Genomic DNA, 16797 nt, shown 5'->3' with positions numbered 1-16797 from the left:
TCAGGCAGACAGGCCCACCACGAGCCAGATGAACGCGACTCCCGCCACTGTGCACAGCAGGGTGGAGCGGGCGGGGTGCTCGTGGTGGGCCTCGGGCAGGATCTCGGCGGCGGCGAGGTAGAGCAGGGCGCCGCCGAAGAAGCCGAGATAACTGCCGAGCAGTTCCTCCGGAAGGGTGAACAGGAGGGTGGACGCGGCGCCGAGGATCGGGGCGAGCGCGTCCGCGACCAGCATCGCGACGGCCTTGCGGCGGGCGTTCCCGTACAGGCTGGTGATCGTGTACGTGTTGAACCCGTCGGCGAAGTCGTGGGTGACGACGGCGACCGCGACGGTGGCGCCCATCCCTCCGCCGACCTGGAAGGCGGCGCCGAGGGCGATGCCGTCCATGAGGCTGTGGGCCACCATGGCGGCGGCCGCCGTGAGTCCGACCTGCGGGGCTCGCCCGCCCGTCGCCCGACCTCCACCTCTCATCGAAGCGCTTCGCGCTGCTCCCCAATCCGCACCGACCCCGTGCGCGGCCTGACGGACTGCCAGGAGCCGTTCGACCGCGTGGGCGAGGAGGAAGCCGCCCACGAAGAGCAGCAGGGCCTGCGGGACGCCGAAGACCGGGTCGCCGGCGGCCTCCAGGGCCTCCGGCAGCAGGTCGAGTCCGACCACGCCGAGCATCAGTCCGCCGGCGAGGCCGAGGACCAGGTGGCGCCGGTCGGTGACGCGCTGGGCCGTCCAGCCGCCGAAGAGCGTCATGAGGAACGCGCCGAGCGCGACGAGAACGGCCATGCGCCTTTGCTATCCGATCGTGCGCGTACCGCGCACATCGCCGGACGTCCCGTGGGGAGGCTGGTGGCGTGATCACGGTGATCGGAAGCGGTGCGGGCGCTGACGCGGGCTCATGGGCGGGGGAACCGGCACTGGTGGTGGATGTACGGGGCGACGAGTTGACGACGGGGGAGCTCGACCTGATCGGCAAGCACGCGGCCGAGGGCGGAACGCGTGCGGTGGTACGTGCCCTGGGCGATCCCGGGTTCTTCGGAGTCGTACGGACGTTGGAGCGGCGGTTCGGCTCGCGGGCGCTGGATGTGCGGCCGGGTCCGGCGGCGGTGGGGGTGGCCTTCGCGCGGCTCGGGCTGGCGTGGGACGACGCGGTGGTGGCGGACGGCTCGGAGCTGCACGAGAACGCGCTCGACCGGGCGGTGAACGTGTGCCGGGCCCATCCCAAGGTGGCCGTGCTCCCGGGGCCCGGCGTGGGTCCGGCGGAGCTGGGCGCGGAGCTGTTGCACCGGGTGACCTCGCGGACGCTGGTGGTCTTCTCGGCGCTCGGCGATCCGTTCCGTGAGCGTTTCGAGCGGGTGGAGCCGGCCGAGGCGATGTGCCGCACCTGGGACGGGGTGAGCCTCGTCGTCTGTCTGGACGAGTCGCGGGCGGAGGGGACGGCGCCCGCGGTGACGGGTCCGCTGCGCGGTCCGGGCCGGTGGGCGCTCCCCGACCGGGAGTTCGGGGCGACCGACGGTTCCGTTCTGCCGTACGAGGCACGGGCGCTGGCCCTGGCCCGGCTCGGGCCGCGGGCCGGGGACCTGGTCTGGGAGATCGGGACGGGCTGTGGCGCGGTGGCGGTCGAGTGCGCCCGGCTGGGCGCGGCGGCGGTCGCCGTGGAGAAGACCGCCGCCGGTGTCGAGCGGATCCGGGCGAACACGGCCGCGCACGGCGTGGAGGTGCGGGCGGTGCACGGGGTGGCGCCGACGGTTCTCTCCCATCTCGCCGATCCGGACGGGGTGTTCGTCGGGGGCGGCGGCCGTGAGCTGAAGGCGATCGTCCTGGCGGCGGCCCGGCGCGCGCGGCGCGCGGTCGTGGTCGCGGTGACGGCCCTGGAGCAGGTGACGCCGGTCCGCTCGGCGCTGGAGTCCTGCGGTTTCGCGGCCGAAGGAGTGCTGTTGCAGTCCCAGCGTCTGCTCACGCTGCCGGACGGGTCCTCGTCGATGGCCCCGGCGGCGCCGGTCTTCCTGGTGTGGGGGACACGGTGAGCGGGACGACGGCGGGGGTGACGGTCGGGGTCGGTGCCCGGCGCGGGGTGTCCACGGACGAGGTCCTCGCCCTGGTCACGGAGGTCCTGCGGGAGGCCGGGCTGACCGGCTCCGACGTGGCGGCGCTCGCCACGCTGGAGGCGCGGGCGGCCGAGCCGGGGTTCCTGGGCGCGGCGGAGCGGCTCGGCGTGCCGTTGCGGGCGTTCGGGGCCGAGGCGCTGGCCGCCGTACCCGTACCGCATCCCTCGCAGGCTCCGCTGACGGCGACGGGTACGGCGTCGGTGGCGGAGGCCGCGGCGCTGCTGGCGGCGGGGCCCGGTGCCGGGCTTCTCGTGGCGAAGCGGAAATCCGCGCGCGCGACGTGCGCTCTGGCCCGCTCCGCCCCCTTTCGTCCGAACGAAGAGTCCGCTGCCGTACGGTTGTTGCCCCCGGGACAGGGGTACATCGCTGGTCAGACGGAGCCCCGTACACCCCCCACTCATCACCCCACGGCGGCCATGGATACCCACACGCATTCAGACGTCCACGATCTGCGGCACCACGGTGACGCGGAGGTGCGGGACGAGAAGCTGATCGATCTCGCGGTCAACGTCCGCACGAACACACCGCCGGACTGGCTGCGGGAGCGGATCGCGGACTCGCTGACGAGTCTCGCGGCCTACCCCGACGGACGGGCGGCGCGGGCCGCCGTCGCCGAGCGGCACGATCTGCCGGCCGGCCGGGTGCTGCTCACGGCGGGAGCGGCGGAGGCGTTCGTGCTGCTCGCGCGGGCGCTGCCGGCGCGCCGGCCGGTGGTGGTGCACCCGCAGTTCACCGAGCCCGAGGCGGCGTTGCGGGACGCCGGGCACGAGGTGGGCCGGGTGCTGCTGCGCGAGCAGGACGGGTTCCGGCTCGACCCCTCGGCGGTGCCGGAGCACGCGGACCTGGTGGTGATCGGGAACCCGACGAACCCGACGTCCGTGCTGCACCCGGCGGAGACGATCGCCTCGCTGGCCCGGCCCGGGCGGACGCTCGTGGTCGACGAGGCGTTCATGGACGCGGTGCCGGGTGAGCGGGAGGCGCTGGCCGGGCGGACGGACGTGCCGGGTCTGGTGGTGCTGCGGAGCCTGACGAAGACCTGGGGCCTCGCGGGGCTGCGGATCGGCTATGTGCTCGCGCACCCGGAGACGATCGCGACCCTGCAGCGGGCGCAGCCGTTGTGGCCGGTGTCGACGCCCGCGCTGGTGGCGGCGGAGGCGTGCGTGTCGCGGGCGGCGCTGGCGGAGGCGGAGCACGCGGCGCACCGGACGAGCGTGGAGCGGGCGCATCTGCTGGCCGGGCTCGCGGAGTTCGACGAGGTGCGGGCGGTCGCCACGGCGGAGGGTCCGTTCGTGCTGGTCCGGATCGACGGCGCGGACGCGGTACGGGAGCGGCTGCGGGCACTTGGGTTCGCGGCGCGGCGGGGAGACACCTTCCCGGGCCTGGACCGCAACTGGCTCCGGCTCGCCGTCCGCGACCGGATCACGACGAACCGTTTCCTTCAGGCCCTGGACCAGGCGCTGTTGATGGCGGGCACGCCGTAGGGAATCCCGTGCGGCCGTGAGGCGCGGGCGGGACGTACCCGGACATGAGGTGAGTGCCCGGGCGGGACGTGCCCGGGCGTGGGGGAGGGCGGTGCCGTCAGCACCGCCCTCTCCTCAGGGGGTGTCAGCCGCGGGCGCCGCGGCCCCGTGCCAGAACGAGGGCGCCGCCGCCCACGCCGAGCAGGAGGAGGGCGCCGCCCGCGAGGTACGGAGTCGTGGAGCTGCCGCCGGTCTCGGCGAGGTTCTGGCCGGCCGGCGTGGAGCCGCCGTTCTGGGTCTGTGCGCCGCCGGCGTCGGTGGGCCGGGCGGAGGGCTCCTGCGAGGGCCGCTCACCGGGCTCCTCGGACGGCTCCTCTGTCGGCTTCTGTGTGGGCTTCCCGGTGGGACCCGTGCCCTTCGGCGTCTCGCAGGTCGCCTCGGCGAGCGTCACCACGCCGTTGACCTCGGCCACGCCCAGCTTCAGCGGATCGACCTCCACCTTCAGTTCGAGGGCCGTCGCCGCCGCCGTGCGGGAGGTGGTGGAGGTGCGGGACAGGTCGAGGGTCACGTCGCCGACGCCCGGCACCGAGACCTTCGTCTGTCCGCCCGTGGACAGGGTGGTCTTCTTGCCGAAGACGGTCACATGGCCGAGCACGTTCGACTCGGTGGCCGGCTGCCTGCCGGCTTCGCAGACCGCCTTGGAGGTGACCTTCTCGACCTCGATCAGGGAGAGGGCGCGGATGCCGGGGACATGGACCCGCGCCTTGACCAGGTTCACGTGACCCTCGGACCTGTTCTTCTCCACCGTGGCCTTCGAGGTGGCGACGTCGGCGCGCAGGATGTCGATCGGCCGGTTGTTCTCGGCCCCCTCCACCTTCACGGTCAGCGCGGTCCTGTTCTCGCTCTCCGGCGCCTCGACCTCGTTGAGCGAGGCCCGCAGCGGCACGTCCACCGTCTTGCCGAGCAGGGAGACGTCGAGGCCGGTCCGTAGGACCACGGCGGTCGCGCGCCCTTCGCCGCCCGTGGCGTGCGCCGCCGGGGCCACGAGCAGCACGGGGCCCACGGCGAGGGCGGCGACGGTCGCGGCTGCGGCGGTACGGCGTACGGGCATGCGGAAGGTGTTGCTGTTCAAGGTGGTGGAACCCCCACAAGAGACATGGCGTCGCCGGCCGCTCACCACGGGGACATCGGGTCGGTGCGGCGTCGACGACTTGAGACACCGGAATCTTTACGCACGGAGAGTGAACCGTCAGACACCTGACGTGAGTTCACTCCAAAGGGGGGTTTCCGCGCCCATATTCGATTCTTTCGGCACACGCGTTCCCGGGCGCCCCGCGCGTTGCACAACACGCGGGCGCACACGGGAAGTGTGTCAACGAGTCACGCCGGTCCCGAGTAACGGACGGTCAACTCGACGACTCGACGCCCCGCCGGTGTTCAGGAGGCGCGCCAGTACCCCAGGGAGTGGACCCGCTCCTTGGGCAGCGCGAGCTCCTTGCGCAGGTACGAGGCGAGGGTGCGGGTCGTCGCGGTGTCGCAGGCGACCCAGACGTACGGGTCCTCCCCGAGCAGGGCGGGCAGTTCGCTCCTGACCCGATCCACGAGCGCCGCTCCGCCGCCCTGACGTGGCACCCTGCGCAGCTCGTGCCGTTCCGGGTCGAGCCGCACCGGAAGCTCGTCGTCCGAGCCGTGGGTGGTCTCGAACCAGAGGGTGGCCGGGACGCCCGGGAGGGCGTCGAGGAGGGAGTTGATCGCGGGCAGGGAGGCGGGGTCGCCGATCACGAGGAGGCGTCCGGGTTGCGGCTCGGGGGCGGTGAAGCCCGTGCCCTGCAGGGTCGCCTCGACGGTGTCGCCGGGGGCGCAGGAGCGGGCCCACCGACTCGCGGCGCCGTCATGGAGGGCGAACTCCAGGCTGAAGGTGCCCGCCGCCGGGTCGGGGTCGACGAGGGTGAAGGCGCGCTGGTGCGGCTTGCCGGCGTCGTCGAACCAGAGGCGCACCCACATCGTCGGGTGGACGCCGGCGGCGGCGAGCAGGCCCCCGTCCTTCAGATGCACCCGCCGGTAGTGCTCGGTGACCTGTTCGGCTCCGGTCACGGTGAATGTGAAGTCCTTGCCGCGAAACAGCTTGAGGACGACGCCTTCCCAGCCATGCCCCACCGCAATCCCCTCCCCTGGGGTCCTGTAGATTTATTTAGGTCAGCCTAACCTAAGAAATTTGGACGGATCGAGGTCGGAGTGAGCATCGAGGTCTACCGGGACAGCTGGGGGATCCCGCATCTGCGCGCCGCCGACCCCGATGAACTCGCCTTCGCGCAGGGGCGGGTGACCGCCGCGGACCGCGCCTGGCAGCTGGAGGTCGAACGGCACCGGGCGCAGGGCACCACGGCCGCGTTCCTCGGCGCCGCGGAGACCGGCTGGGACACCTTCGTACGACGGGCACGGCTCGCCGACACCGCGCGCCGCTGCTTCGACCGGCTCGACCCGGGGACCGCTCGGTGGGTGCGGGCGTACGTGGACGGGGTCCAGGCCGGCCTGGCGGAAGGGGCCCGGCGGGCTCCCGAGTTCGCGGCGACGGGACTGAAGCCCGGGCGCTGGGAGCCCTGGACGCCGCTGGCGGTCTGGCTCTCCACCCACATCCTCTTCGCCGGCTTCCCCACCAAGCTGTGGCGGGACGAGGTCGCGCGCCGGCTCGGCGAGGAGTGGACGGAGCTGTTCGCCACGGACGGCCCCGGGACGGCGGGCTCCAACGGCTGGGTCGTCGCGGGCGGACGCACCGAGAGCGGTGCGGCGATCGTGGCGGGCGACCCGCACCGGTTCATCGAGGCGCCCGGCGTCTACCAGCAGATCCGCCTGGCCTGCCCGGAGTACGACGTGGTGGGCCTCGCCGTACCCGGCGTGCCGGGTCTCGCCCACTTCGGCCACACGGGAGGCGTGGCCTGGGCGATCACCAACGCCATGGCCGACTACCAGGACCTGTACCGGGAGCGGCTGCGGCGGACCGGCGACGGCGGGGTCGAGGCGCTCGGCCCCGACGGCTGGCGCCCGGCGTCGGTCCACCGCGAGACGCTCGGGGTCGCGGGCGCGGATCCGGTCGAGGTGGAGGTGATCGAGACGGAGCGGGGGCCGGTGATCATCACGGACACGAGCCCGGACGGGGGCCGGGACACGGGCCCGGACGGGGGCCGGGACACGGGCCCGGACGGGGGCCGGGAGCACGCGGCGAGCGCCTCCGGCTCCGGCTCCGGCGACCCTGACGGCGTGAGCGACGTCGACGGCGGTGACGGCGGTGACGGCGTCTGGGAGGCGATCAGTCTCCGGTATCCGCCCCGGGTGACCGGCGAACTGGGCTTCGGCGTCCTGCCCGAGCTGCTCGCCGCCCGCACCGTCGCCGATGTGGACCGCGCCGTGGACGGCTGGGCCGAACCGGTCAACGTGGTCCAGGCCGCGGACACCGAGGGCGGTCTGCTGCACAGGATCGCGGGCCACGTCCCCGTACGGCCCCGGTCCAACTCCCTGCGCATCGTGCCGGCCTGGGAAGCGGCCCACGCCTGGCAGGAGAAGCCGGCGGCCCTGCCACGCGCCGACGTCGACGGCCACGCGGTCATGGCCAACGCGCGGGATCTGGCGGCTCCTCTGGGCGTCGAGTTCGCCCCCGCGCACCGGGCCGCCCGGATCGACGCGCTCCTCGCGGAGTCGACGTCCTGGACTCCGCAGGCCATGACGGCGGTCCACACCGACACCGACAACCCCTCGGCGGCGCCCCTTCTGGAGGCGATCCGGGCACGGGGCGGCTTGTCCCCCTCCGCGTCCGCGGTCCGGGGGCGCCTGCTCGCCTGGGACCGCCGGATGGAGGCGGACAGCACCGACGCCGGGCTCTACGCCGCCGTCCGGGGCGCCGTGGTGCGGCGGGTCGCCGCCCACCCCGCCTTCAAGGCGCTGCGGGAACCGGCGGCCTACCCCGCGCTCTTCCAGCCGTGGCTCGCCCTCGGCCCGCGCGTGGCGTTCGCCCTGGAGACGCTGCTCGTCTCCGGTCCCGTACCGCCCGAGGACACCGCCGAGATCGTCCGGGAGGCCCTCGAAGAGGTCGCCGCCGGGGCTGAGCCGCCGGCCTGGGGCGTCACCCACCGGCTCGCTCCCTGGCAGGCGCTGCCGGACGCCGACACCACGGCCGACGCGCGGTGGCCGGGCCTCGGCGGGGACCACGACTGCGTGCTGTCCACCTCCAGCGTGCCCGGATACACGGACCGCAGCGCCCGCGCGTCGGCGGCCCGTTACGTCTGGGACCTCGCCGACCGCGACAACAGCCTCTGGGTCGTGCCGTTCGGCGCCTCCGGCGTCGCGGGCGACCCCCACCACCTCGACCAACTCCCGCTGTGGCTGCGGGGCGAGCTCGTCCCCGTCACCACCGCCTGGCACCACCTCACCAAGGAGCACCATGACCCCCGCTGAGTACGTCCGGACCGTCGAGGGCTTCGGCACCGTCGGGATCGACCGCGTCGACCCCGACCGCGACGCCGCACTCCTCCACGGCTGGGTCAACGAGGACCGGGCCCGGTTCTGGGGCATGGGCGGTACGACGCTGGAGCAGGTACGGGAGATCTACGCCCACCTGGACTCGCTCACCACGCACCACGGCTTCCTGGTCCGCCGGGACGGCGAACCGGTCGCGCTCTTCCAGACGTACGACCCCGAGGCCGACCGCGTCAGCGAGTGCTACGAGGTCCGGCCGGGTGACATCGGTGTGCACCTGCTGATCGCACCGACCCCCGTCCCCGAACGCGGTTTCTCCGCCTGGCTGCTGACCGCGCTGATCGACTTCGCGCTGACCGGCCGGACGCGGATCGTCGCCGAGCCGGACGCGGACAACGAGAAGGCGATCGCCCGGCTGGTGCGGGCCGGGTTCGAACTGGGCCCTGAGGTCGTCCTGCCGGAGGTGGACCTCCCGGAGGTCTTCATCCCCGAGAAGAAGGCGCGCCTGGCGTTCCTGGCGCGATGACGGGCCGGCGGGCCGGCGGGCGGGAGGGCCGGCGGGCCCGCGGTTGCCCGTAATCTTCGTGGGTCACGGGCACGAGGTGTCGTGCCGACCAGGACCGCGCTACCGCAGGAGACCGGCTGTGATTCTTGAGATCCGCACGTACCGCTTGAAGCCCGGCACCCGCGACGAGTTCGTCCGCGTGATGCGGGAGGAGTCGGTGCCCTTGCTGGAGAAGGCCGGCATCCGCGTGGTGGACTGCGGGGCTTCCCTGGTGGCCGAGGAAGGACACGAGGAGGCGTACCTGATCCGCGCGTTCGCCTCGCTCCATGAACGGCACGACCAGGAGGAGGAGTTCTACGGCAGTGACGTCTGGCGGCTCGGTCCCCGCGAGGCCATCGTGTCGCGGATCGACAGCTCCCACACGATCGTCCTCGATGTACCCGAGGAGGCCGCCTGGGCCCTCCGCCGTGAGTGAGGCAGCCGTCACCTGATCGTGTGCATCTCGGCATCCGCACGTGCCCGGCCGGTCAGCCGCCCCGTCAGCCGGCCGGTCAGCCGATCACTCGGCCGTTCACGATCACCCGGCGCGGCGCCGCGAGGGCGCGGACGTCCGCGCGGGGGTCCTCGTCGTAGACGACGAGGTCGGCGGGGGCGCCCTCCTCCAGGGAGGGGCGGCCCAGCCAGGCGCGGGCGCCCCAGGCAGTGGCCGACAGGGCGTCGAGGGGCGGGATGCCCGCCTTGACCAGCTCCTCGACCTCTGCAGCGACCAGGCCGTGGGCCAGGGAGCCGCCCGCGTCCGTGCCGACGAAGACGGGGACACCGGCGTCGTACGCGGCGCGGACGGTGTCGTACCGGCGCTCGTACAGCCGGCGCATGTGTGCCGACCAGCGCGGGAACTTCTCCTCCCCGCCGTCCGCGAGCCGGGGGAAGGTGGCGATGTTGACGAGCGTCGGCACGATGGCGACGCCCCGCTCCGCGAAGAGGGGGATGGTCTCCTCGGTCAGTCCGGTGGCGTGCTCGACGCAGTCGATGCCCGCTTCCACCAGGTCCCGCAGCGAGTCCTCGGCGAAGCAGTGCGCGGTGACCCGGGCGCCGAGGCGGTGCGCCTCCGCGATCGCCGCCTCGACCTCGGCGCGCGGCCAGCAGGCGGTGAGGTCGCCCGCCTCGCGGTCGATCCAGTCGCCGACGAGCTTCACCCAGCCGTCGCCCCTGCGGGCCTCCTGCCCGACGTACGCCACCAGTTCCGAGGGCTCGATCTCGTGGGCGTAGTTGCGGATGTAGCGGCGGGTGCGGGCGATGTGACGGCCGGCGCGGATGATCTTCGGCAGGTCTTCGCGCTCGTCGATCCAGCGGGTGTCGGAGGGCGATCCGGCGTCCCGGATGAGGAGCGTACCCGCGTCGCGGTCGGTCAGCGCCTGCTTCTCGCTGGTGGCCTCGTCGACGGGCCCGTGCCGGTCGAGCCCGACGTGGCAGTGGGCGTCGACGAGGCCGGGCAGGGCCCAGCCGGTCACGGTCAGCGCGTCACCGGACGGCCGGGAGTACGTGATCCGGCCGTCGACCGCCCACAACTCGTCCCGTACGTCCTCCGGGCCGACGAGCACCCGCCCCTTCACATGCAGCACCACGCGATCGCTCATGCCTGCACTCTACGAGGGGCGGCCGGCCCGTCGAACGGCGGTCGGGCGCCGCTCATTCGTCGATCGCCTCACCGAAGCGGGCGTCCACGGACGAGGCCCCGAGGGACCCGGCCGCGTACGTCCACGAGCCCACGGCGGTCGGACCTCCGGGCGCGCCGGGGAACACCCATACGTGCCCGTCACCGGTGTTCTCGCCGGGCGCCGCCGCCAGCAGTCCGAAGCGGCCGTCGCCGTCGGTGTCGAACAGCCGGACCTGGGTGCCGAACCGGTCGCCCCGCTCGACCGCGCCCGGCACCGAGGACGAGTCCTGCGTCCACGACCGGGCGCCGCTGCCGGTCGCGCCGGCCGGCGTCCCGCGCAGAAGGGTCACCGTGCCCGCGTCGGCGACCGAGCCGATGTCCTCCCCCGGGGCGCCGATCGCCACGTCCGCGTACCCGTCGCCGTTCGTGTCGGCGACGGACAGGTCGGAGCCCCAGCCGTCACCCCGCTCGGAGGCGCCGGGCACGCCCGGGGAGTCCTGGGTCCACCAGCGGGGCGGGGTGCCGACCCCGTCGACGCCCGCCGGGCCCTGGGGGCCGCCGAGATAGACGCCGACCAGGCCGCCGGTCATGGACTCGCCGCCGTCGTCCGGGCTGTGCGGCTCGCCGGTCACGAGGTCGTCGTAGCCGTCGCCGTCGATGTCGCCGGAGGCGGTGGCGGGGCCGCCGCGCAGCTCGCGCTCGAAGGTCAGCGCGTCCCGGCCGCCGGAGAGGTACCAGGACCAGCCGTGCCCCGGTTCGGCGCCGGCGGTCACTCCGCCGACGACCAGGTCGGCGAAGCCGTCGCCGTCGTGGTCGCCGGTGGTGAGGGACTTCGCCACGAGTTCGCGCGGCGGATCAGCGTCGGCCTGCGGGGAGTTCGGGGAGGTTCGGATGAGCGGGGCCGCACGGTCCTCGCGTGCCGCGCCCGGCTGCGGCGCCGGGGCGAACCGGTGCCACTCCACGTACCGCCGGTCGAGCACGATCAGCTGGTCCCCCGGGCTCTCGGCGGTGAAGCGGGCGGCGGCGAAGGCGGATCCGAAGCGGGCGCCGGCCGCCGGGCCGAGCAAGCTGTCGACCCACTGGCTGCGGGAGCCGACGAGCCCCTTCGGGGAGCCCCAGAGGATCACGGCGCCGCCCGAGTCGACGGTGGTGCCGATGTCCTCACCGGGGGCGCCGACGATCGCGTCGTCGTAGCCGTCCCCGTCGAGGTCTCCGGTGGCGACGGCCTTGCCGAACGCGTCTCCGGTCTCGGCGGCGCCGGGCACGCCGGGGGTGTTCTGGCTGAGGACGGCGGCGCGACCGGCTCCCGTGCCCGTACCCGTGCCGATGCCGCGGGGCGAGCCGTACTGGACGGTGACGAGGCCGGCGGCGGGCCGGCCGTCGACGGTCGCGCCGGGGGCGCCGACGAGCACGTCGTCGTGACCGTCCCCGTCGAAGTCGCAGTTGCGGTCGCCGGCGCGGGTGGAACCGGGGACTCCTGCGTGGGCGGCCGGCGCGGTGACGATCCCCGCCCCCGCGACAAGGAGGAAGGTCGCGGCGGCGAGAGCGGCGGTGCGGTGCTTGCGCATGGAGCGGCTCCTGGATGCAACAGAGGATCTCCGGGCGGCTGCGGGGGTGTGTCCGGAGAAGGCCCGTCCCTTCCCCGGCGTCCTGTTCGACACCGGATGCGGCGTCAGGGTTGTACGCGGGGGATGGTCTGTTTTGCGTACGGCCGGCCCGGAGCCGCCCCACCGGGTCGCGGGGGCCGTCTCGGTACCCTGAACCGAGCTTGTGTGGCAGCTCACCAGTACCGAACCCGCACGCCCGAACCGCCGGCACCGAACCCCCACGCCCCGAACTGATCCGAAGAAGGCACCACCGTGACCGTGACACACCCGCTTCTGGACCTGGCCCCGCTGACCGCCGCGCACTTCGCGTCCATCGAGCGGCGGGTCGCCGCGCTCCTGTCCACCGAGCAGGACGTGGTGATCACACAGGGCGAGGCGCTGCTGCCCCTGGAGGGCTGCATCCGCAGCGGGGCCCGGCCCGGCTCGACCGCGCTGAACATCGTCACCGGTCCGTACGGCCAGACCTTCGGCAACTGGCTGCGGGACTGCGGTGCCACGGTGGTGGACCTGGAGGTGCCGTTCCACACGGCGGTGACGGCCGCTCAGGTGGAGCAGGCGCTGGCCACCCACCCGGAGATCGACTTCGTGTCGCTGGTGCACGCGGAGGCGGCGACCGGCAACACCAACCCGGTCGCCGAGATCGGCGAGGTCGTGCGGGCCCACGGCGCGCTCTTCTACCTCGACGCGGTGGCGTCGATCGGCGCCGAGCCGGTGCTGCCGGACGCGTGGGGCGTGGACATGTGCATCATCGGGGCGCAGAAGGCGATGGGCGGGCCGGCCGGTGTCTCGGCGGTGTCCGTCAGCGAGCGCGCGTGGGAGCGTTTCGCCGCCAACCCCGGGGCGCCGCGCCGTTCGTACCTCTCCCTCCTCGACTGGAAGGAGCGCTGGATCGACGGCGGGCGGAAGACGCTGCTGCACGCGCCGGCGCAGTTGGAGATGCTGGCCCTCGAGGCGTGCGTGGAGCGCATCGAGGCCGAGGGGCTGGACGCGCTGATGGCCCGGCACGCGTCGGCGGCCGCCGCGACCCGGGCGGGCGCGCTGGCGCTGGGCGGCGGCATCGAACCGTACGTCCACGAGGCGAAGGACGCCGCCCCGGTGGCGACGACGCTGCGTTCCCCGGCGGGTGTGGACGCCTCGGAGCTGGTCGCCAGGGCGCTGGCGGCGGACCCGTCGCTGCCGCTGATCGCGGGCGGTGGGGTGCTGGCCAAGGAGATGATCAGGGTCAACCACTACGGCGCGGACGCGACGCCGGGCGTGGTGCGGTCCTCACTGACGGCGCTGGGCGCGGCGCTCGGTGAGACGGGCCGACCGGTGGACCTGGAGGCCGCCGGGCGCGCCGTGACGGAGGCCTGGGACCGGTAACCCGGCACCGGCACCACCTCCACACCCCCAACGCCCCCAAGGGGACTCCCAGAAATGCCGCGACCACCGGTCGCGGCATTCTTCTTTTCCCGCAGAATTACGGTCACGCATTCTCCATGCGAATTCCCTCATAGCTTCCAGGCTTCTTCTGCCCGGTTTTCCGGGCCCTAAACGCCAAGGTTTCGTCAGCGTTTCCCGCGCCTTTCAAGTCTTGTGATCGACTCCACATCACGTCCGTTTCGCCCGGGTAAATACGGGCAAATCCACCACTTCTCGCGCTCGCGCGAATAACACACACCGCGCCGCCATCCCACCCCCCAGGCACATGCAATTCGAGAATTCGCTCGGTAAATTGCCTCGGCATGACCGCCGCACAAGCAGCCATGACCGTCGAAAGCCCGAGCGTGGAGGACGGAGCCGCGCTCTGGCGTATCGCCCGCGATTCCGAGTCGCTCGACCTGAACTCTCCGTACAGCTATCTGCTGTGGTGCCGGGACTTCGCCGCCACCTCGCTCGTCGCACGCGACGCCGACGGTGAGCCGATCGCCTTCGTCACCGGCTACCTGCGGCCCGACCGGCCCGGCACCCTCGTCGTCTGGCAGATCGCCGTCGACCGGGCGCATCGCGGCCGCGGTCTGGCCGGCGTGCTGCTCGACGCGCTGAGCGCGCGGGTCGCCCCCGGCGCCGTCGAGGCCACGGTCACCCCGGACAACACGGCCTCCGACCGGCTCTTCACCGCGTACGCCGAACGGCACGGCCTCCGGCTGGAGCGCGAGGTCCTCTTCGACGGATCCCTGTTCCCGGAGACGCCCGGCCCGGCCGGCGGCCATCTGCCGGAAGTCCTCTACCGCATCAGCCCGCGCCCCCACCACGACCAGACCACGGGAGAATCGCTGTGACCATCGCCCCGCCTGCCCTCAGTGTCTTCGAGACCCTGGAGTCGGAGGTGCGCAGCTACTGCCGTGGCTGGCCCACCGTCTTCGACCGCGCCCAGGGCGCCCGCCTCACCGACGAGGACGGTCATTCCTATCTGGACTTCTTCGCCGGCGCCGGTTCACTCAACTACGGCCACAACAATCCCGTACTGAAACGGGCGCTCATCGACTATCTGGAGCGCGACGGGATCACCCACGGTCTCGACATGGCGACCACCGCCAAGCGCTCCTTCCTGGAGACCTTCCAGGAAGTGATCCTCCAGCCGCGTGCTCTGCCGTACAAGGTGATGTTCCCGGGCCCGACGGGCACCAACGCCGTCGAGTCCGCGCTGAAACTGGCCCGGAAGGTGAAGGGCCGCGAGTCGGTGGTCTCCTTCACCAACGCGTTCCACGGCATGTCGCTGGGCTCGCTCGCCGTCACCGGCAACGCCTTCAAGCGGGCCGGAGCGGGTATCCCGCTGGTCCACGGCACACCGATGCCGTTCGACCACTACCTCGACGGCCAGGTCCCGGACTTCCTCTGGTTCGAGCGGCTGCTCGAGGACCAGGGTTCGGGGCTGAACAAGCCGGCCGCCGTGATCGTGGAGACGGTGCAGGGCGAGGGCGGCATCAACGTCGCCCGGGCCGAGTGGCTGCGGGCGCTCGCCGACCTGTGCCGCCGCCAGGACATGCTGCTGATCGTCGACGACATCCAGATGGGCTGCGGACGCACGGGCGCCTTCTTCTCCTTCGAGGAGGCCGGCATCACCCCGGACATCGTCACGCTGTCGAAGTCGATCAGCGGGTACGGGCTCCCCATGTCGCTGTGCCTGTTCCGGCCCGAGCTGGACATATGGGAGCCGGGCGAGCACAACGGCACCTTCCGCGGCAACAACCCCGCCTTCGTCACCGCGGCGGCCGCGCTCGACACCTACTGGGCCGACGGCCAGATGGAGAAGCAGACCCTGGCCCGCGGGGAGCAGGTCGAGCAGGCGCTTCTCGCCATCTGCGAGGAGAACTCCGCCGACGGCGCCCACTACCGCGGTCGCGGCCTGGTCTGGGGCCTGGAGTTCGCCGACGCGACCCGGGCGTCGAAGGTCTGCGCCCGCGCCTTCGAGCTGGGTCTCCTGCTGGAGACCTCGGGCCCGGCGAGCCAGGTCGTGAAGCTCCTGCCGCCGCTGACCGTGACGCCGGAGGAGCTGGACGAGGGGCTGAGCGTCCTGTCCCGCGCGGTCCGCGAGACCGTCTGAACCACCTTGAGCAACAAGGACGAGCAACAAAGGAGTCGTACCCCGTGATCGTCCGATCGTTGAAGGACATCGAGAACACCGAACGCCATGTGCGGGCCAAGTCCGGCACCTGGGAGAGCAAGCGGATCGTCCTCGCCAAGGAGCGCGTCGGGTTCTCGCTCCACGAGACCGTTCTGTACGCGGGCACCGAGACGTCCATGTGGTACGCGAACCACATCGAGGCCGTCCTGTGCGTGGAGGGCGAGGCCGAGCTGACCGACGACGAGACGGGCGAGACGCACTGGATCGAGCCGGGCACGATGTACCTGCTCGACGGTCACGAGCGGCACACCCTGCGCCCCAAGACCGATTTCCGCTGCGTCTGCGTCTTCAATCCCCCGGTCACCGGCCGGGAGGACCACGACGAGAACGGGGTGTATCCCCTGCTGACGGAGGAGGGCTGATCATGACCGACGTACTGAACGTACCGACCACCGACCGCACGGACCTGTACCCCACGCGGGGCACCGACGAGGTGCTCACGCCCCGCCGCGACCCGGTCGTCTGGGGCGCGGGCGGCCCGCACCTGGAGTCGTACGAGCGCGACGGCTTCCTCGCCGAACCCGGTCTGCTGACGGACGACGAGGTCGCAGTCTACAAGCGCGAGCTCGACCGGCTGATCGCCGATCCGGCGGTACGGCAGGACGAGCGCGCGATCGTCGAGCGGGCGACGGGGTCCGTCCGCTCGGTCTTCGAGGTGCACCGGATCAGCGAGGTCTTCGCCCGGCTCGTCCGCGACGAGCGGGTGGTGGGCCGGGCCCGGGAGATCCTCGGCTCGGACGTGTACGTCCACCAGTCGCGGATCAACGTGAAGCCGGGCTTCGGCGCCTCCGGGTTCTACTGGCACTCCGACTTCGAGACCTGGCACGCGGAGGACGGACTGCCTCGGATGCGGACGGTGTCGGTGTCGATCGCGCTGACCGAGAACCACGACACCAACGGCGGCCTGATGATCATGCCGGGTTCGCACCGGACGTTCCTGGGGTGCGCGGGCGCGACGCCGAAGGACAACTACAAGCGCTCGCTCCAGATGCAGGACGCCGGCACGCCGTCGGACGAGGCGCTGACGAGCCTCGCGGACGCCCATGGGATCCGGCTGTTCACGGGCCGGGCCGGCTCGGCGACCTGGTTCGACTGCAACGCCATGCACGGTTCGGGCGACAACATCACGCCGTACCCGCGCAGCAACGTCTTCATCGTCTTCAACAGTGTGGAGAACGCGGCGGTGGAGCCGTTCGCGGCGCCGGTGCGGCGGCCGGAGTTCATCGGCGCCCGGGACTTCACGCCGGTGCGGTGAGCCGTACGACCGTACGGTGACGGACGCGGGGGCCCGGCCGGGCCCCCGCGCGTCCGGTCGCAGCGCCGGATCCGCCGGCGACTGGAGCCCGGGCCGGTGCGGATCGACTGCCCGGCCGCCGCTGACGGAGGCGCGGG

General features: G+C 72.9%; 15 protein-coding genes. 10 read left to right on the top strand and 5 right to left on the bottom strand.

The window, feature by feature from the left end:
- Positions 1-777 (bottom strand): ZIP family metal transporter, encoded by a 777-nt coding sequence (locus IE136_RS02980; protein ID WP_158986083.1) that lies wholly within the window; start codon positions 775-777, stop codon positions 1-3.
- A 68-nt stretch (positions 778-845) separates the two neighbouring features.
- Between IE136_RS02980 and IE136_RS02975 the strand changes: the two genes are divergently transcribed.
- Together IE136_RS02975 and cobC are read left to right on the top strand one after the other, a co-directional pair.
- Complete coding sequence (locus IE136_RS02975; protein ID WP_189599298.1) at positions 846-2018, top strand: bifunctional cobalt-precorrin-7 (C(5))-methyltransferase/cobalt-precorrin-6B (C(15))-methyltransferase; 1173 nt, start codon at positions 846-848, stop codon at positions 2016-2018.
- Positions 2015-3580 (top strand): Rv2231c family histidinol phosphate aminotransferase CobC, encoded by a 1566-nt coding sequence (cobC, locus tag IE136_RS02970; RefSeq protein WP_189599297.1) that lies wholly within the window; start codon positions 2015-2017, stop codon positions 3578-3580. The genes IE136_RS02975 and cobC overlap by 4 nt, the downstream gene beginning before the upstream one ends.
- A 124-nt stretch (positions 3581-3704) precedes the next feature.
- Here cobC and IE136_RS02965 read toward each other — a convergent pair whose 3' ends face one another.
- Together IE136_RS02965 and IE136_RS02960 are read right to left on the bottom strand one after the other, a co-directional pair.
- Positions 3705-4691 (bottom strand): SCO1860 family LAETG-anchored protein, encoded by a 987-nt coding sequence (locus tag IE136_RS02965; protein WP_158986089.1) that lies wholly within the window; start codon positions 4689-4691, stop codon positions 3705-3707.
- A gap of 305 nt (positions 4692-4996) precedes the next feature.
- Positions 4997-5716 (bottom strand): siderophore-interacting protein, encoded by a 720-nt coding sequence (locus IE136_RS02960; RefSeq protein ID WP_158986090.1) that lies wholly within the window; start codon positions 5714-5716, stop codon positions 4997-4999.
- Between the two features lie 78 nt (positions 5717-5794).
- Between IE136_RS02960 and IE136_RS02955 the strand changes: the two genes are divergently transcribed.
- The 3 genes from IE136_RS02955 (at position 5795) to IE136_RS02945 (ending at position 9009) form a co-directional block, all read left to right on the top strand.
- Entirely contained in the window at positions 5795-8008 is a 2214-nt protein-coding gene (locus IE136_RS02955) for a penicillin acylase family protein (RefSeq protein ID WP_189599296.1), read from the top strand.
- Positions 7995-8555: a GNAT family N-acetyltransferase gene (locus IE136_RS02950; protein ID WP_158986094.1), complete on the top strand. Its 561-nt coding sequence runs from the start codon at positions 7995-7997 to the stop codon at positions 8553-8555. Before IE136_RS02955 ends, IE136_RS02950 begins: the two co-directional genes overlap by 14 nt.
- Positions 8556-8673: 118 nt before the next feature.
- On the top strand, positions 8674-9009 hold the full coding sequence (locus tag IE136_RS02945) for an NIPSNAP family protein (protein ID WP_158986096.1): 336 nt from the start codon (positions 8674-8676) through the stop codon (positions 9007-9009).
- Positions 9010-9085: 76 nt separating this feature from the next.
- Here IE136_RS02945 and IE136_RS02940 read toward each other — a convergent pair whose 3' ends face one another.
- Together IE136_RS02940 and IE136_RS02935 are read right to left on the bottom strand one after the other, a co-directional pair.
- Positions 9086-10171: an amidohydrolase family protein gene (locus IE136_RS02940; protein WP_158986098.1), complete on the bottom strand. Its 1086-nt coding sequence runs from the start codon at positions 10169-10171 to the stop codon at positions 9086-9088.
- A gap of 52 nt (positions 10172-10223) precedes the next feature.
- Positions 10224-11759, bottom strand: a complete 1536-nt coding sequence (locus IE136_RS02935) for an FG-GAP repeat protein (RefSeq protein WP_158986100.1) — start codon at positions 11757-11759, stop codon at positions 10224-10226.
- A gap of 297 nt (positions 11760-12056) precedes the next feature.
- Between IE136_RS02935 and IE136_RS02930 the strand changes: the two genes are divergently transcribed.
- From IE136_RS02930 to thpD, 5 genes are all read left to right on the top strand, one after another.
- Positions 12057-13160 (top strand): pyridoxal-phosphate-dependent aminotransferase family protein, encoded by a 1104-nt coding sequence (locus IE136_RS02930; protein WP_158994121.1) that lies wholly within the window; start codon positions 12057-12059, stop codon positions 13158-13160.
- Positions 13161-13522: 362 nt separating this feature from the next.
- The gene (gene ectA / locus IE136_RS02925) at positions 13523-14059 is read left to right on the top strand and encodes a diaminobutyrate acetyltransferase (RefSeq protein ID WP_229818603.1); all 537 of its coding nucleotides are present in this window, start codon (positions 13523-13525) and stop codon (positions 14057-14059) included.
- Positions 14056-15324, top strand: coding sequence for a diaminobutyrate--2-oxoglutarate transaminase (ectB, locus tag IE136_RS02920; protein ID WP_158986102.1), 1269 nt, complete (start codon positions 14056-14058; stop codon positions 15322-15324). The genes ectA and ectB overlap by 4 nt, the downstream gene beginning before the upstream one ends.
- A 44-nt stretch (positions 15325-15368) precedes the next feature.
- Complete coding sequence (locus tag IE136_RS02915) at positions 15369-15767, top strand: ectoine synthase (protein ID WP_158986104.1); 399 nt, start codon at positions 15369-15371, stop codon at positions 15765-15767.
- A gap of 2 nt (positions 15768-15769) precedes the next feature.
- The gene (thpD, locus tag IE136_RS02910) at positions 15770-16660 is read left to right on the top strand and encodes an ectoine hydroxylase (RefSeq protein ID WP_158986106.1); all 891 of its coding nucleotides are present in this window, start codon (positions 15770-15772) and stop codon (positions 16658-16660) included.
- Positions 16661-16797 lie beyond the last annotated feature (137 nt).

The sequence above is a fragment of the Streptomyces lateritius genome (assembly GCF_014649715.1).
GTDB lineage: Bacteria > Actinomycetota > Actinomycetes > Streptomycetales > Streptomycetaceae > Streptomyces > Streptomyces lateritius.
The sequence above is the reverse complement of the archived record's forward strand: the minus strand, read 5'-3'. Positions and strand labels throughout refer to the sequence as shown.